The organism is Streptomyces sp. NPDC048383, from assembly GCF_040651775.1.
Taxonomy (GTDB): Bacteria; Actinomycetota; Actinomycetes; order Streptomycetales; family Streptomycetaceae; genus Streptomyces.
Window position 1 is genome coordinate 182,235 of record NZ_JBEZKS010000001.1, and the last position, 14,310, is coordinate 196,544.

Sequence of the window (14,310 nt, forward strand, 5' to 3'; positions counted from 1 at the left end):
CGACATCTTGAGGACACCCCCGGCCGCGCGGCGCGACGACGCGCCCTGGCGTCAGCGGAACGGCTCATCGGGGAGGGTCCAATTGGCCTCCCGCGAGGGCCACCCGGGTTCGGGCTCCGGCGTGCCTCGCCCCTCGCCGGCGGCACCGTCCCTAGGGTCAGCGGCCGTGAAGCCGACGATTTGCCTCTGCATGATCGTGAAGAACGAGTCCGCCGTCATCGAACGCTGCCTCGCGTCGGTGAGGGGGCTCATCGATACCTGGGCCATCTCCGACACGGGATCCACGGACGGAACCCGACAACTGATCCGAACGGCCCTGGAGGGAATCCCCGGGGAGCTCCACGAGGAACCGTGGGTCGACTTCGGGCACAACCGCAGCCTCAACATCAGACACGGGCTCGGCAAGGCCGACTACCTCCTGCTCCTCGACGCCGACCACGTCCTGCGCCCCGAAGGGCCGCTGCCCACCCTCACCGCGGACTCGTACATGCTCCGCCACGCGGGCGCCACCGAGTACCGCATCAAGCGCCTGGTCCGTGCCGATCTCCCCTGGCGGTACGAGGGCGTCACCCACGAGTACCTGACCTGCGATCGCCGCGACGAGAACGACCAGCGCCCCGGCCTTCAGGAGAACCTCGACGCCCTCGTCATCGAGGACCACGCCGACGGCGGCTCCCGGCACGACAAGTTTGAGCGGGACGCCCGGCTGCTCGGCGCCGAACTCCAGCGCGACCCCGCCAACACCCGGACCGTCTTCTACCTCGCCCAGACCTTGCGGGACATGGGTGACACCGGAGCCTCGATCAAGCTCTACGAGCGCCGCGCCGGTATGGGCGGTTGGGCCGAGGAGGTCTACTACGCACTGCTCCAAGTCGGCGTCCTGCACGGTGAGACCGGCGACTGGCCCGCCGCGATGGACGCCCTCTCCCGGGCCTGGGACTCGCGTCCCGACCGGCTGGAGGCCTGCTACGAGCTCGCCGCCCGACTCAGAATGCTCGGCCGCTACCACTCGGCGCATGCCATCACCGCAGCCGTACTGGATCGGCCGACACCGGACGATCTGCTCTTCGTCCAGCCCTGGGTCTACCGGTGGGGGCTGCTCTTCGAGCATTCGATCAACGCCTACTGGGTCGGCGACATGAACGCCTCCCTCAGCGCCTGCGACCGGCTGCTCGCGATGCCCGACCTGCCGGAGGCGTACCGGCGCCAGACGCAGGACAACCGCGCATTCGCCGTAGCCGCCCTCTGCCCCCCGTCCGCGGGGGTTTCACGTGAAACGAAGGCTCCCGTTTCACGTGAAACGTCGCGGCCCGCCGCGTTCTAGGACGCGGCGGCGCGATCACCCAGGGCCCGGCGGCGGCGGCCGGCGTCCGCCAGGGCCGGCGGGCGCCAGACGCCGTCCGGGCGGTAGAGGTTGGTGCCGGGCGCGACGATCTCGTCGATCCGGTCCAGCACCGCGTTGTCGAGCACCAGCCCGGCGCCCTTCACCAGGGACTCCATCTGCTCCATCGTGCGAGGCCCGATGATCACCGAGGTGACGGCGGGATGGGCGAGGGGGAAGGCCACGGCCAGTTCGGGCAGCGTGCAGCCGATGGATTCGGAGAGCTCGACCAGCTGTTCCACGGCCTCCAGCTTGGCGACGTTGCCCGGGATCGCCGGGTCGAACCGTGCCGGCGTGAGCGCCGCCCGTCCCGAGGTCAGGTCGATCGGCCCACCGAGACGGTACTTTCCGCTCAGGAACCCCGACGCGAGCGGGCTCCAGGTCAGCACTCCCATTCCGTACCGGAGCGCGACGGGCAGCACGTCCGCCTCGATCCCCCGCGCGAGGATCGAGTACGGGGGCTGCTCCGTGCGGAACCGGGGCAACGCCCGCCGCTCCGCCACGTGGTGCGCCTCGACGAGCTCCTCGGCGGGGAACGTCGAGCACCCGAAGGCGCGGATCTTGCCGGCCCGGACCAAGTCGCCGAGGACCGCCAGGGTCTCTTCGACATCGGTCGTGTGGTCCGGCCGGTGCACCTGGTAGAGGTCGATCCAGTCGGTGTCCAGCCGGCGCAGGCTGTCCTCCACCGCCCGCACGATCCACCGCCGCGAATTGCCGCTGCGGTTGCGGCCCTCGCCCATCCGGAAGTGGACCTTCGTGGCGAGCACCACGTCGTCGCGCCGCGCCGTGAGCGCCTTGCCGACGATCACCTCGGACTCACCGGCGGAGTACATGTCCGCCGTGTCGACGAAGTTGATGCCCCGGTCGAGTGCGGCATGGATGATCCGCACACACTCCTCGTGGTCCGGGTTGCCCATCGCGCCGAACATCATCGTGCCCAGGCAGTGGGCGCTCACCTCGATGCCGGTACCGCCAAGACTTCGGTATCCCATGGTCATGCGGCCGCACTCTAGGACCTGGAGCGCGCTCCAGGTCAAGGGTCGAGCTCCCGGGCCGGTACGTTCGAACTCCCGCCCCCCGAACTCTCAGCGCCCGGACATGGCGCTGCTCCCGACCGACGGAAATCCGCCGGGCGGGAGCAGCACTCCCCCCGAACAGTGCGTCAGTCCGCCAGCGGCAGATAGACGCGGTTGCCCGCAGCGGCGAACTCGGCGGACTTCTCCGCCATGCCCGCCTCGATCTCGTCGGCCTTCAGGTCCCCGCCGTGCTGACGGCGGATGTCCTGCGAGATCTTCATGGAGCAGAACTTGGGACCGCACATCGAGCAGAAGTGCGCGGTCTTGGCCGGCTCGGCCGGCAGGGTCTCGTCGTGGAACTCACGGGCCGTGTCCGGGTCGAGGGCCAGGTTGAACTGGTCCTCCCAGCGGAACTCGAACCGTGCGTCCGACAGGGCGTCGTCCCACTCCTGGGCGCCCGGGTGCCCCTTGGCCAGGTCCGCCGCGTGGGCGGCGATCTTGTAGGTGATGACTCCGGTCTTCACGTCGTCGCGGTTCGGCAGGCCCAGGTGCTCCTTGGGCGTGACGTAGCAGAGCATCGCCGTGCCCCACCAGGCGATCATCGCGGCGCCGATGCCCGAGGTGATGTGGTCGTAGGCGGGCGCGACGTCCGTGGTCAGCGGGCCGAGCGTGTAGAACGGCGCCTCTTCGCAGATCTCCTGCTGGAGGTCGATGTTCTCCTTGATCTTGTGCATCGGGACGTGGCCCGGGCCCTCGATCATCGTCTGGACGTTGTGGCGCTTGGCGATGGTGTTCAGCTCGCCCAGCGTCTTCAACTCGGCGAACTGCGCGGCGTCGTTGGCGTCGGCGATGGAGCCGGGGCGCAGGCCGTCGCCCAGCGAGTACGTGACGTCGTAGGTCGCGAGGATGTCGCAGAGCTCTTCGAAGTTCGTGTAGAGGAAGTTCTCCTTGTGGTGCGCCAGGCACCACGCGGCCATGATCGAACCGCCGCGGGAGACGATTCCGGTCTTGCGCCGGGCGGTCAGCGGCACGTACGGCAGCAGCACGCCGGCGTGGACCGTCATGTAGTCGACGCCCTGCTCGGCCTGCTCGATGACCGTGTCCTTATAGATCTCCCAGGTCAGGTCCTCGGCGCGGCCGTCGACCTTCTCCAGCGCCTGGTAGAGCGGCACGGTGCCGATCGGGACGGGAGAGTTGCGCAGCACCCATTCGCGCGTGGTGTGGATGTTGCGGCCGGTCGAGAGGTCCATGACCGTGTCGGCGCCCCACTTGGTGGCCCAGGTCATCTTGTCGACCTCCTCCTCGATGGAGGAGGTGACCGCGGAGTTTCCGATGTTGGCGTTGACCTTCACCAGGAACCGCTTGCCGATGATCATCGGCTCGATCTCGGGGTGGTTCACGTTGGCCGGCAGGACCGCGCGACCTGCGGCGATCTCTTCGCGGACGACCTCGGCGGAGACGTTCTCGCGGATCGCGACGTACTCCATCTCCGGAGTGATCTCGCCGCGTCGGGCGTACGCGAGCTGGGTGACGGCGGCCCCGCCACGGCCGCGGCGGGGCTGCCGCGGACGGCCCGGGAAGACCGCGTCCAGGTTCTTGAGGCCGCCACGGGGCGAGGTGTGCTTGATGCCGTCGTCCTCGGGGCGCGCGGGGCGGCCCGCGTACTCCTCGGTGTCGCCACGGCTGATGATCCAGTTCTCGCGCAGCGGCGCGAGGCCCCGACGGACGTCCGTCTCGATCCCGGGGTCGGTGTACGGCCCGGACGTGTCATAGAGCGTCACGTCCTTGCCGTTGGTGAGGTGGACCTGGCGGACGGGCACCCGGATGTCGGGGCGGGAGCCCGCCACGTAACCCTTGTGCCAGCCCGGCTGGCGCTCGTTCCCGCCGTCGGCGTCCTGGCTGACGGCAGGCGTGCGTGCGTCCTGAATGGTCATGAGACCGTATCTCCCTACGCCGGCATTACCCGGTAACAGGTTCGGCGGTCGACGCAGCCTCTTCCCGTACGCGTTCTCATGTGCGTACGGTGATCAGCGCCCTCTCAGCCCGGTGCTCCGAGCTCCCGCGTTGTGCAAAGGTGCCCCCACGCTAGCGTCATCTGTGGCGTGCTGAACAGTGGGCCCCCTCATCTCTTGCGATGATCTGCCGGTGACGTCCTCGCCGCAGCCCCCCACCGAGCCCACCGAACCCACGGGTCACCACGACCATGAGCCCGCACCCCACGGGCATGCGGCCGTGCCCGCCCCAGGCCATTCCCACAGCCACAGTCACGGGCCGGCGGCTCCCGTTTCCCAGCACCTGCGCAAGGTCATCGCCGCGGTGCTGATCCCCTTCGCCGCGGCCGTCTTCATCGGCATGGCGGTCCTGTGGCCGGGCGGCGCACCCGCCCACGAGCGGACCGGCGTGGGCTTCGACCGGCAGACCCAGCAGGGGCAGGTCGTCGCGCTCGAAAGCGTCGACTGCAAATCGGTGAACGCCTCGCAGGTACCGGCGACGGGCGACCTCACGACCCCCCAGGGCCGCGAGGCGGACGCCGCGCAGAACGGCGACTGCAAGAAGGCCACCGTCGTGGTCGGCAGCGGTCCGGACAAGGGGCGCGCCTTCTTCGAGATCGTCCAGCCGGGGGCGCCGCGGCAGTTGGAGCAGGGCCAGGAGGTGGTCGTCGCCCACGCGCCGGACGCCCCGCGGGACCTCCAGTACTCGGTGATCGACGTGAACCGGAAGCTGCCGATGGCGCTGTTGGCCGGCATCTTCGCGGTGGCCGTCGTCGTGGTCGGCCGACTGCGGGGACTGTTCGCCCTCATCGCCCTCGTGATCAGCTTCGCGATCCTGACCCTGTTCATCCTCCCGGCGATCCTGCAGGGCTCGAACCCCCTGGTCGTCGCGATCGTCGGAGCCAGCGCGATCATGCTGATCGCCCTCTACATGTGCCACGGGCTGACGGCGAGGACCTCGGTCGCCGTTCTCGGCACGCTCGTCTCGCTGTTGCTGATCGGCCTGTTGGGCTCGGTGTTCATCGACTGGGCGTTCCTGAGCGGCAACACCGATGACAACACCGGCCTGATCCACGGTCTCTACCCCGACATCGACATGAGCGGTTTGCTGCTCGCAGGTGTGATCATCGGCTCGCTCGGCGTACTCGACGACGTGACGGTCACCCAGACCTCGGCGGTGTGGGAACTCCACCAGGCCGACCCGAAGATGGGGCCGCGCGCCTTGTACGGGGCGGCGATCAGGATCGGCCGCGACCACATCGCCTCCGTGGTGAACACCCTCGTACTCGCCTACGCGGGCGCCGCGTTGCCCCTGTTGTTGCTGTTCTCGATCGCCAACAGCAGCATAGGAGCGGTGGCGAACAGCGAACTGGTGGCGGAGGAGATCGTACGGACCCTCGTGGGCTCGATCGGCCTCGTCGCGTCGGTGCCCGTGACGACGGCCCTGGCCGCACTGGTGGTCTCGGCGGACCGGCCGGGCGCCCCGGCCGCCGCGGCGGCTTCGGGGCCGGTCCGCGGCGGCAAGGGGCGGCGACGCAAGCGCTGAGCGACGGGTGGGGGGTGCCTCCCTCAGCCGGCGTTCCGTTCGTTGTGCTGGGCTTCGGCGAGGATCTTGTCGAGCGCCTCGTCGAGATCTCCCTCGAAATCACCCAGGTTGCGCTCCTGACCGAGCGGAACAAGCCGGTCCGTGCGGTCGAGGAAGGCGACGAGCGGCGCCGCGCCGGCGCGGAACAGCGCCCGGTCCCCGCCGACCTGGAGACGGATGTGGACGTCGGACAGCTCGTCCGGGTGGCTGGGGGCGATGTGCACATCGCCGTCACCGCACGGCTTGTTGATGCCGTCGAGAAGCAGTTCCCGGCCGAACGCCCAGGTCACGGGCGCGTCTCCGGGAAGGTGGAAGGTGAGGCGTACTGCGTAGGGGTCACGAGCTTCGTACCGGAGTTCCACCGGGATTCGGAACGAGAGTTCCTCGGAAACGAGGAAGCTCATCATGACCTCTGCCTGTACCGACTCGCGCATTGCCTACCCCGCTGTAGTGGAAGTGGCCAGGAATGGTCCCCCAAGCCCTCTTGACAAGAGTGGTGGAAGCGCTGGGAGATCACAAGGAGTGAGTTTTCAGATACTGATAGAGAACGAGAGGGTGCTCAACAGCGCGCCTACTTCACTCCGCAGCCGTTCCATCGCATGGGGCAACCGGTTTTCCTGGTGCGCGGGGAGCGAAATGGCCATGGTTGCGGCGGTATCGCCCGCTGTGATCGGGATGGCGGCGCACACCGTACCCAACGCGTACTCCTGACGCTCCGTAACCGGCTGCATCCGCTCCAGGGAAGCGATTCTTTGTTCCAGTGCGTGGAGGTCGCGCACGGTGTACGGGGTGATGCCCTCGACCGGGTGACGGTCGTAGTGGTCCTTGCGCGATTTTTCGTCGAGCTGGCCCAGCAGGCACTGGCCGATGGCGTGCGCGTGGCCGGTCTCCCGGAAGTCGGCCCACTCCTCGCAGGCGGGGAAGGCGGGTGTGTCCGAGACGCCCACGACCTCGATCTCACCCTCGCGGTAGACCGCGAAGTAGACGGGGGCTCCGATCGCGTCACGGAAGTGCGCGAGGGAGTCGAGGATCATGCTGCGACGTTTCTGCTGAAGTCCGGCACCGGCCAGCCGCCCGGCGGCGGGTCCGAGGACGAACACCCCTCCCTCGCGGCGCAGATAGCCCTCGTGGGTGAGGGTGCGCAGGAGGTGGTACGCGGTGGGGAGCTGCAGCCCGGCTTCGCGCGCGAGTTGTTTCGCCGGAGCTCCCCCAGCGTGGGAGCCCGCCGCTTCCAGCAGCCTCAGCGCTCGCTGCACCGAACCGATCAGAGTCGGCACACCGGCATTGTGAACCGAAGACAAAGCTCACCCCCAGGCGTGGCGGCGGGCTTGGGGGCCCGCCCTGCGGGGGCCGCCCCCGCGTGTGCCGTCGTTCCTGGGGGTGTTGCTCGGACGCTCCGGACCCGACCGCCCGTCCGGAGCGGAGTACCGGGCTGACGTGCCCAGGGGAGCGACACGGATTGCGACCCTATCCGCCGATTCCAGCGGTGTGGGCGGTTTGCCGTGTCGCGTTCCCCCGCTTGGGTCAATCCCTATCGCCCGGGTCGCGGGTTCGTTACCACTCGGAGGAGGAAGAGGAGGCCTTCGATCCGCTGCCGGTGAACTTCTTGACCACGAAGATCAGACCGCCGACGAGCGCGACGAAGAGCAGCAGCTTGAAGACGAGGCCGATCAGCGTGCCGATGATGCTGGTGATCACCCCGCCGAACACCAGGATGGCCAGCACCGGAACGGCGATCCACTTGACCCACCAGGGCATGCCCGCGAATACCGCTCGGATCCCGTCCATGTCTTCTACCTCTTCCTCATCCGTGACTTCCTGCTCCCGATGCTAGGAGCCGGCGGCCACGGCCGGGGTGCCGGGAGCCCCCGGAACCCCCTGATCCGCCCCCTAGGGGGGCCGGGCACCGACCCCCGGGAAGACAGCCCCGGCCCCGCGCCCTCAGCCCTCCGGCGGGGAGAACACGACCAGCACCTTCAGGGGCTCGGTGATGTGGTGGAACTTGTGCGGCACCCCGGCCGGTACGTAGACGACGCTGCCGTTGGCCACCACCGTCGTTTCCTCCCCGACCGTGATCGAAGCCCGCCCGCTGACGACGACGTACACCTCGTCCTGCTGGTGGGGCTGCTGCGGATCGCTCTGACCCGCGTCGAGGGCGTAGAGCCCCGCCGACATGTTCCGTTCCCGCAGGAATTGCAGGTAGGCGCCGTCGTTGGCCGCTCTCTCCGCTTCGAGCTCATCCAGCCGGAAGGCCTTCATGGTTGCTGTGCCCCTCGTTCGCTACTGCCGTGGGATCCGCTGATGTTCGACCAGGATCTTCTCTGCCACGATCAGACACATGACGAATTTCGTAGTCAAGACGGTCGCCAATGCGGCGGCCCTGGCCGTGGCCATCTGGCTGCTCTCGGGCATCACGCTCGACGACGGCAGCAGCACCGGCCGACGCACCCTCACCCTGATCCTGGTCGCGCTGGTCTTCGGCCTGGTCAACTTCCTCGTCAAGCCCGTGGTGAAGCTGCTCTCCTTCCCCCTTTTCGTGCTCACCCTGGGCCTGTTCACCCTGGTCGTGAACGCCTTGATGCTGCTCCTGACCTCCTGGCTGGCGCAGCAGTTCGACCTGAGCTTCCACGTGGACGGCTTCTGGACCGCGGTCCTCGGCGGCCTGATCATCTCCGTCGTCTCCTGGGCCGTGAACCTGGCCCTGCCCGACAAGAACTGACCGGCCGACGATGTACCGCGTCTGTTTCGTCTGCACCGGAAACATCTGCCGCTCGCCCATGGCCGAGTCGGTCTTCCGCGCCCACGTCGTCGAGGCCGGGCTGGAGGGCCTGGTCGAGGTGGACAGCGCCGGCACCGGCGGATGGCACGAGGGCGACGGCGCCGATCCGCGCACCGTGGCCGTGCTGGAGGCCGCCGGGTACGAGCAGGACCACCGGGCCCGACAGTTCCGGGCCTCCTGGTTCGACCGCCGCGACCTCGTCATCGCGCTCGACGCCGGCCACCTGAAGGACCTGCGGACCCTCGCGCCGAACCCCGGGGCCGCCGCCAAGGTCCGGCTGCTGCGCTCTTACGACCCCGCGGCCGCGCCGGACCGCGCACCGGACGCACTGGACGTACCGGACCCGTACTACGGCCCGTTCGACGGGTTCGAGGAATGCCTGGAACTGGTCGAGGCCGCGAGCCCCGGCCTGCTGGACGCGGTACGCACCGCGGTGAAGGAGCACACCCCGTGAACGACCATCCCGCCGGCGAGAGCGCCACGACGGACCGGTACGGCGACGGAACCCGGGCCGTGCGCGCCGGATTCCCGGAAGCCGTGAAGAACGAACCGACCCTGCCCGGTCCCGTGTTCGCCGCCCACTTCCACCTCCCCGGGGACGTGACGGGCCCGTACACCTACGGCCGAGACAGCAACCCCACGTGGACCCTGCTGGAACGCGCCATCGGCGAACTGGAGGCTCCCGGGCAGGACGGCGTGGAGACCATCGTCTTCGCCTCCGGCATGGCGGCGATCTCCGCCGTACTCCTCTCCCAGGCCCGCACCGGCGACACCGTCGTCCTGCCCGACGACGGCTACCAGGCGTTGCCGCTGCTCCGGGAGCAGCTGGAGGCGTACGGGATCGTGGTGCGCACCGCCCCGACCGGCGGCGACGCCCAGCTGACGGTGCTCGACGGCGCCCGCCTCCTGTGGATCGAAACCCCCTCCAATCCGGGGCTCGACGTGTGCGACGTACGCCGTCTCGTGGAGGCCGCGCACGCCGGCGGCACCCTGGTCGCCGTCGACAACACCCTCGCCACGCCGCTCGGGCAGCGGCCGCTGGAACTCGGCGCGGACTTCTCCGTCGCCAGTGGTACCAAGGGCCTCACCGGCCACGGCGATCTGTTGCTGGGCTACGTCGTCTGCCGGGACCCCGCGCTCGCGGCGGGCGTCCGCCGCTGGCGCAAGATCGTCGGAGCCATTCCCGGTCCCATGGAGGCCTGGCTCGCCCACCGCTCGTTGGCGACGATCCAACTGCGCGCCCAGCGCCAGTGGGGCAACGCCCTCGCGCTCGCCGAAGCTCTCGCCGACCGCGCCGAGGTGACAGGCCTTCGCTATCCCGGCCTCCCCTCGGACCCGTCCCACAAGACGGCGGCCCGGCAGATGTCCGGATTCGGCTCGGTGGTCTCCTTCACACTGCCCGACCGCGCGCACGCGGAACGCTTCATGGCCGCCCTGCACCTGGTCGAGGACGCCACGAGCTTCGGCGGAGTGCGTTCCACGGCCGAGCGGCGCGGGCGCTGGGGCGGCGACGCCGTGCCGGAGGGCTTCATCCGGTTCTCCGCCGGAGCCGAGGACCCCGAGGACCTCGTCGCCGATGTGCTGCGGGCCCTTGACCGCGCGGCTTCCACGTCCTGAACGACACGGGAAACGGTCCGAGCCTCCCCCTGGTGGCTCGGACCGCCCCGGGTTCCGGAAGTGCAGAACCACACGAACAAGGCCAATACACCGGCGCGGAGGCGACCCTGACGTGCTGGGCTCCGGCCGGCACGACCTCGTCGTCACGACGTCCCGACCACGCGGCGGGCTGTTCGCGGCTTCCACCCCGTGCGACGAGGAACTGGTACTGGTCGCGGTGCCCCATGGGGCCGCCCTCGTCGACCCCGCCCACCGGTTACGCGCCGCCGCGCACTGGTGAGCCCCCCGTTTTCGGACTGCGGTGCGTTTCAGACGGTGCCCACCGGGCCACTCTTCTCCCATGACCGAACGACCCGTGGTCAAACGCACCGCCCGCGCGATCCTGCTCGACGGTGGCGACCTGATCCTCATCAAGCGCACCAAGCCCGGCCTCGACCCGTACTGGGTCACCCCGGGCGGCGGGGTGGAGCCCTCGGACGACACCGTCGTGGAAGCCCTGCACCGCGAGGTCCACGAAGAACTCGGCGCCAAGATCACCGATGTGGTGCCCTGCTTCGTCGACACCGTCGAGCACATCGCCGCCGGGGGAGTGACCGGCGTGAAAGTGCAGCACTTCTTCGTCTGCCATCTCGAATCGATGGACCTCTCCCAGCGCCACGGCCCCGAGATCGACGAACCCGAGGGCGAGTACGAGATCGTCCGCGTCCCCTTCAGCCGGGTCGGGATCGCCGCCGTCCACCTCGTACCGCTGTCATTGCGGCACTACCTCGACGGAAACATCGAGGGGGTGCGCGCGATGCACGCCCCCGACCTGGGCTGAGCACGCCGGGGAGCCGGCGGGCCCGTACCGGGCTCAGCCGGCTACGCCCGCCAGCTCCTCGTACGCGTCGTAGCGGATCCGCTCCCCGGGGATGCCGATCCGCTTCAAGGCGTCCACACCACTGCGGATCATCGCCGGCGGCCCCGAGACGAAGGCGTCGTACGAGCTCCAGGGCCCGTGCTCACCGACGGCCTGTGGCAGCTGCCCGTCCAGGCCACCACCCACGACCGGGCGCACCGACAGCCACGGGTGGGAGCGCTGCAACCCCAGCAGGGTGTCCTTGTCGTAGAGGTCGTTGTCGCTGCGCGCCCCGAAGAAGACCTCCATGGGCCGTCGCTCGCCGTGCTCGGCGACGTCCTCGATCAACGCCTTGATGGGGGCGATACCCGTGCCGCCGCCCAGACAGAGCATGCCGTTGTCGGTCGTGTGGTCCGCCACCATCGATCCCGCCGGCGGCCCGAGCCGCAGCACGTCGCCCGGCTGTGCGTGTCGGACGAGGGCGTTGGAGACCCAGCCGGCCGGTACGGCCTTGACGTGGAAGGAGAGGAGGCCGTCGGCGCGCGGCGCCGAGGCGAAGGAGTAGTGCCGCCAGACCCGTGGCCACCACGGGGTCTCCAGGCTCGTGTACTGGCCCGCCAGGAAGGGGTACGGCTGGTCGGGGCGGACCGTCAGCACCGCGATGTCCGAGGTGCGCAGGTCGTGCGAGACGACCTCAGCGTGCCACCAGGCGGGCGCCTTCACCTCGTCCTCGGCCGCTGCGTCGATCATGATCTGCGAGATGGCCGTGTACGCGCGGACCCAGGCCGCCTGGGTCTCCGGCCCCCAGGTGAACTCGGCGTACCGGGACAGCGCCCCGATCAGGGCCTCTCCCACCGCCGGGTAGTGACCGGCCATGGTCCCGTACTTGCGGTGCCCCGTGCCCAGTCGGCGTAGGTACGGGACGAGCACGTCCGGATCGTCGATGTGCTCGGCGGCGGTCAGCAGCGCCTTCAGCAACCGGTCGCGCTGGATGTCCATGGCGGCGGGGAACATCCCCCGCACCTCGGGGTGCCCGGTGAAGACCAAGGCGTAGAAGTACGAGGTGACTTTGTCGGCGACGGGTGCGATCTCGGCAAGGGTCCGGTGGATGAGCACGGCGTCCGGGGAGGGCTCCTTCGCACCGCCCCCGGAGGGTATCCGGCCTGTCGGTCTGGCCGATCTGGTGGGCGGAGCGTCCATGCGGTGCCTCGCTTCGAGCATCTCGGTCGGTGTGCGCGCGCCACGGCCTCGAATCCGTGGTTCCGGGGTTCACAGCGTGCCGGCCGATCAAGAGCACTGCGGGGGAATGGGAAAAATCTGCGTTTCGAACCCTCCTTCCCCTTAAGATGCCTCAACTTACGGGCGGGCCACCCCCACGAGCTGATAGGCCTCGCGGAGGTCGCGGCCCTCGTAGACGTACGTCGCCCGCTCGGCCAGGTACGGACGAGCGTTGACCGCCACCGACTTCGGAACGGCCTCGAAGAGCATGGTGTCGGTCAGCGAGTCCCCGTACGCGACGCAGTCGCCCCGGGTCACGCCGAACCGTGCGCACAGTTGGTCGGCGATGCCCACCTTGCCCTCGGGTGTCAGGATCCCCGCGAGGTCGACGGGCCGGGTGAAGGGCACCTGGGGGAAGACCGAGCCGTGGGCGGCATGGGCGCCCCACTCCAGCAAGAGTTCGACGAAGAACGAGGGGGACAGCGAGATGACCGCGCAGTAGTCCCCGCGCTCGCGGATCTCCTGCCAGACGTCCCGGATGCCGGCCAGCCACGGAGACCCGTCGAACGCCGCCCGCACGTGGGCGGGCGTCAGCTCCGACCACAGCTCCCGTACCGCTGCCGAAAACTGGTGGGGGGTGATCTCGTATGCGGCGAAGGACCGCTCCAGTTGGGCGATTTCAACCCCCATGCCGAGCTGCCGGGAGATCTCGACCGGCGCGGCCGAGCCGAACATCAGGGTCCCGTCGAGATCGAAAAGGTGCAGCGCTGTCATGGTCGTCGAGGCTAGCCGCTCCGTTTCACGTGAAACAGCGTGTTTCACGTGAAACGGGGCCGCCTGTTTCACGTGAAACCAGCGACTGTGTCACGGGAAGGATGGCCGCGTACCCCTGAACCTCAACGGTTTCACGTGAAACGTCGGTGGCGGCCGCGCAGCCATACCCCCTGGACGGCCACCCGGCCCATGATCCAGGCTGGGCAGGTGACACCACCACCGCTCATCGAACTGCCGATCCGCCTGCTCACCACGGACGATCTCCGTCGTTGCGCCGATCTGTCCGAGGACCGCGGCTGGCCCCGCGAGAACCACAAGTGGGGACTGCTCCTCGCCGCGGGCGACGCCTACGGAATCGACGCCCCCGACGGCGAAGGACTCGCCGCCGCCTGCGTCGTCACCCGCTACGGCCCCAGCAGGGTCAAGCCGGACCTCGCGGCCATCGGCATGGTCCTCGTCGCGGACCGTTACGCCCGCAGGGGCCTGGGCCGCCGCCTGATGACCCACGTCTGCGACGAGGTTCTGGCGGGCATCCCCCTCACCCTGCACGCCACACCGTACGGCCGGCCCCTGTACGAGGAGCTCGGCTTCGACACGACGGGTCGTGCCGAAATGCTGGTGGGCACCTTCCGCCCCACCGGCGGTGATCCGCTCCCGAACGGCGAAACCGTCCGCCCGGCCACCTCCGACGACATCCCGGGCATCATCCGACTGGACACCGAGGTGTTCGGCACCGACCGCACCCACCTGATCATTCGCCTGCCCGCGTTCGCCGACCGGATCCTCGTCATGGAGAACGGTCGGGGCGAGCTCGTCGGGTACGCGGCCATCTGGCCCAACATGGACACCCATGTCGTGGGCCCGCTGATCGCCCGCGACACCGCGAGCGCCCGGGCACTCGTGACCGCGCTGGCGGCCACCACCGACCGGCCCCTGCGCACCGACGTCGACGTACGCCACGAGGAACTCCTCGCCTGGCTCAAGGAACGGGGCCTCGCATCGGTGGCGTTCAACGCCGTCATGACCCGGAACATCCCCGGCCTGCCCGGCGACTGGACCCGTCGTTGGGCCCCCCTGACCGTCGCGGCCGGCTGACAGAAGGAACAGCGCA

General features: G+C 69.4%; 16 protein-coding genes and 1 riboswitch. Of the genes, 8 read left to right on the forward strand and 8 right to left on the reverse strand.

Features of this window, described 5'->3' with window-relative positions; genetic code table 11:
- The first annotated feature begins 190 nt into the window (after nucleotides 1-190).
- Nucleotides 191-1,324 carry a glycosyltransferase gene (locus tag AB0D46_RS00875; protein ID WP_362875098.1) on the forward strand — a complete coding sequence of 378 codons (1,134 nt, stop codon included), beginning with the start codon at nucleotides 191-193 and terminating at the stop codon, nucleotides 1,322-1,324.
- Here AB0D46_RS00875 and AB0D46_RS00880 read toward each other — a convergent pair.
- Both AB0D46_RS00880 and thiC read right to left on the reverse strand, forming a co-directional pair.
- The gene (locus AB0D46_RS00880; RefSeq protein WP_362875457.1) at nucleotides 1,321-2,373 is read right to left on the reverse strand and encodes an aldo/keto reductase; all 1,053 of its coding nucleotides are present in this window, start codon (nucleotides 2,371-2,373) and stop codon (nucleotides 1,321-1,323) included. The two genes, AB0D46_RS00875 and AB0D46_RS00880, sit on opposite strands and share 4 nt — an antisense overlap.
- A gap of 170 nt (nucleotides 2,374-2,543) precedes the next feature.
- Nucleotides 2,544-4,331 carry a phosphomethylpyrimidine synthase ThiC gene (gene thiC / locus AB0D46_RS00885; protein ID WP_362875099.1) on the reverse strand — a complete coding sequence of 596 codons (1,788 nt, stop codon included), beginning with the start codon at nucleotides 4,329-4,331 and terminating at the stop codon, nucleotides 2,544-2,546.
- Nucleotides 4,326-4,470: riboswitch (TPP riboswitch) on the reverse strand. (Overlaps the previous gene by 6 nt.)
- A gap of 72 nt (nucleotides 4,471-4,542) precedes the next feature.
- Between thiC and AB0D46_RS00890 the strand changes: the two genes are divergently transcribed.
- Nucleotides 4,543-5,934 (forward strand): YibE/F family protein, encoded by a 1,392-nt coding sequence (locus tag AB0D46_RS00890; protein WP_362875100.1) that lies wholly within the window; start codon nucleotides 4,543-4,545, stop codon nucleotides 5,932-5,934.
- A gap of 23 nt (nucleotides 5,935-5,957) precedes the next feature.
- On the opposite strand, the gene AB0D46_RS00895 is transcribed toward AB0D46_RS00890, so the two are convergent.
- From AB0D46_RS00895 to AB0D46_RS00910, 4 genes are all read right to left on the reverse strand, one after another.
- Nucleotides 5,958-6,407, reverse strand: a complete 450-nt coding sequence (locus tag AB0D46_RS00895; protein ID WP_362875101.1) for an SsgA family sporulation/cell division regulator — start codon at nucleotides 6,405-6,407, stop codon at nucleotides 5,958-5,960.
- 96 nt (nucleotides 6,408-6,503) lie between these two features.
- On the reverse strand, nucleotides 6,504-7,241 hold the full coding sequence (locus AB0D46_RS00900) for a helix-turn-helix domain-containing protein (RefSeq protein ID WP_362875458.1): 738 nt from the start codon (nucleotides 7,239-7,241) through the stop codon (nucleotides 6,504-6,506).
- 286 nt (nucleotides 7,242-7,527) lie between these two features.
- Complete coding sequence (locus AB0D46_RS00905) at nucleotides 7,528-7,761, reverse strand: DUF5326 family protein (protein WP_362875102.1); 234 nt, start codon at nucleotides 7,759-7,761, stop codon at nucleotides 7,528-7,530.
- A gap of 153 nt (nucleotides 7,762-7,914) precedes the next feature.
- Nucleotides 7,915-8,232 carry a cupin domain-containing protein gene (locus AB0D46_RS00910; protein ID WP_362875103.1) on the reverse strand — a complete coding sequence of 106 codons (318 nt, stop codon included), beginning with the start codon at nucleotides 8,230-8,232 and terminating at the stop codon, nucleotides 7,915-7,917.
- Between the two features lie 79 nt (nucleotides 8,233-8,311).
- Between AB0D46_RS00910 and AB0D46_RS00915 the strand changes: the two genes are divergently transcribed.
- From AB0D46_RS00915 to AB0D46_RS00935, 5 genes are all read left to right on the forward strand, one after another.
- The gene (locus AB0D46_RS00915; RefSeq protein ID WP_362875104.1) at nucleotides 8,312-8,692 is read left to right on the forward strand and encodes a phage holin family protein; all 381 of its coding nucleotides are present in this window, start codon (nucleotides 8,312-8,314) and stop codon (nucleotides 8,690-8,692) included.
- Nucleotides 8,693-8,702: 10 nt separating this feature from the next.
- Nucleotides 8,703-9,206: a low molecular weight protein-tyrosine-phosphatase gene (locus tag AB0D46_RS00920; protein ID WP_362875105.1), complete on the forward strand. Its 504-nt coding sequence runs from the start codon at nucleotides 8,703-8,705 to the stop codon at nucleotides 9,204-9,206.
- Nucleotides 9,203-10,369 carry a cystathionine gamma-lyase gene (locus AB0D46_RS00925; RefSeq protein ID WP_362875106.1) on the forward strand — a complete coding sequence of 389 codons (1,167 nt, stop codon included), beginning with the start codon at nucleotides 9,203-9,205 and terminating at the stop codon, nucleotides 10,367-10,369. Before AB0D46_RS00920 ends, AB0D46_RS00925 begins: the two co-directional genes overlap by 4 nt.
- A 112-nt stretch (nucleotides 10,370-10,481) precedes the next feature.
- Nucleotides 10,482-10,649: a hypothetical protein gene (locus AB0D46_RS00930; RefSeq protein WP_362875107.1), complete on the forward strand. Its 168-nt coding sequence runs from the start codon at nucleotides 10,482-10,484 to the stop codon at nucleotides 10,647-10,649.
- A 60-nt stretch (nucleotides 10,650-10,709) separates the two neighbouring features.
- The gene (locus AB0D46_RS00935) at nucleotides 10,710-11,189 is read left to right on the forward strand and encodes an NUDIX hydrolase (protein ID WP_362875108.1); all 480 of its coding nucleotides are present in this window, start codon (nucleotides 10,710-10,712) and stop codon (nucleotides 11,187-11,189) included.
- Between the two features lie 33 nt (nucleotides 11,190-11,222).
- Here AB0D46_RS00935 and AB0D46_RS00940 read toward each other — a convergent pair whose 3' ends face one another.
- Together AB0D46_RS00940 and AB0D46_RS00945 are read right to left on the reverse strand one after the other, a co-directional pair.
- Nucleotides 11,223-12,428: a globin domain-containing protein gene (locus AB0D46_RS00940; RefSeq protein ID WP_362875109.1), complete on the reverse strand. Its 1,206-nt coding sequence runs from the start codon at nucleotides 12,426-12,428 to the stop codon at nucleotides 11,223-11,225.
- 135 nt (nucleotides 12,429-12,563) lie between these two features.
- Nucleotides 12,564-13,199 carry a haloacid dehalogenase-like hydrolase gene (locus tag AB0D46_RS00945; RefSeq protein WP_362875110.1) on the reverse strand — a complete coding sequence of 212 codons (636 nt, stop codon included), beginning with the start codon at nucleotides 13,197-13,199 and terminating at the stop codon, nucleotides 12,564-12,566.
- A gap of 189 nt (nucleotides 13,200-13,388) precedes the next feature.
- Here AB0D46_RS00945 and AB0D46_RS00950 point away from each other — a divergent pair, with 189 nt between their 5' ends.
- On the forward strand, nucleotides 13,389-14,294 hold the full coding sequence (locus AB0D46_RS00950; protein ID WP_362875111.1) for a GNAT family N-acetyltransferase: 906 nt from the start codon (nucleotides 13,389-13,391) through the stop codon (nucleotides 14,292-14,294).
- The last annotated feature ends 16 nt before the right edge of the window (nucleotides 14,295-14,310 follow it).

Coding starts and splice junctions, on each gene's coding strand:
- AB0D46_RS00875 (WP_362875098.1), top strand. CDS start 191: ATGATCGTGAAGAACGAGTCCGCCGTCATCGAACGCTGCCTCGCGTCG.
- AB0D46_RS00880 (WP_362875457.1), bottom strand. CDS start 2,373: ATGGGATACCGAAGTCTTGGCGGTACCGGCATCGAGGTGAGCGCCCAC.
- thiC (WP_362875099.1), bottom strand. CDS start 4,331: ATGACCATTCAGGACGCACGCACGCCTGCCGTCAGCCAGGACGCCGAC.
- AB0D46_RS00895 (WP_362875101.1), bottom strand. CDS start 6,407: ATGCGCGAGTCGGTACAGGCAGAGGTCATGATGAGCTTCCTCGTTTCC.
- AB0D46_RS00905 (WP_362875102.1), bottom strand. CDS start 7,761: ATGGACGGGATCCGAGCGGTATTCGCGGGCATGCCCTGGTGGGTCAAG.
- AB0D46_RS00910 (WP_362875103.1), bottom strand. CDS start 8,232: ATGAAGGCCTTCCGGCTGGATGAGCTCGAAGCGGAGAGAGCGGCCAAC.
- AB0D46_RS00915 (WP_362875104.1), top strand. CDS start 8,312: ATGACGAATTTCGTAGTCAAGACGGTCGCCAATGCGGCGGCCCTGGCC.
- AB0D46_RS00920 (WP_362875105.1), top strand. CDS start 8,703: ATGTACCGCGTCTGTTTCGTCTGCACCGGAAACATCTGCCGCTCGCCC.
- AB0D46_RS00935 (WP_362875108.1), top strand. CDS start 10,710: ATGACCGAACGACCCGTGGTCAAACGCACCGCCCGCGCGATCCTGCTC.
- AB0D46_RS00940 (WP_362875109.1), bottom strand. CDS start 12,428: ATGCTCGAAGCGAGGCACCGCATGGACGCTCCGCCCACCAGATCGGCC.
- AB0D46_RS00945 (WP_362875110.1), bottom strand. CDS start 13,199: ATGACAGCGCTGCACCTTTTCGATCTCGACGGGACCCTGATGTTCGGC.
- AB0D46_RS00950 (WP_362875111.1), top strand. CDS start 13,389: ATGATCCAGGCTGGGCAGGTGACACCACCACCGCTCATCGAACTGCCG.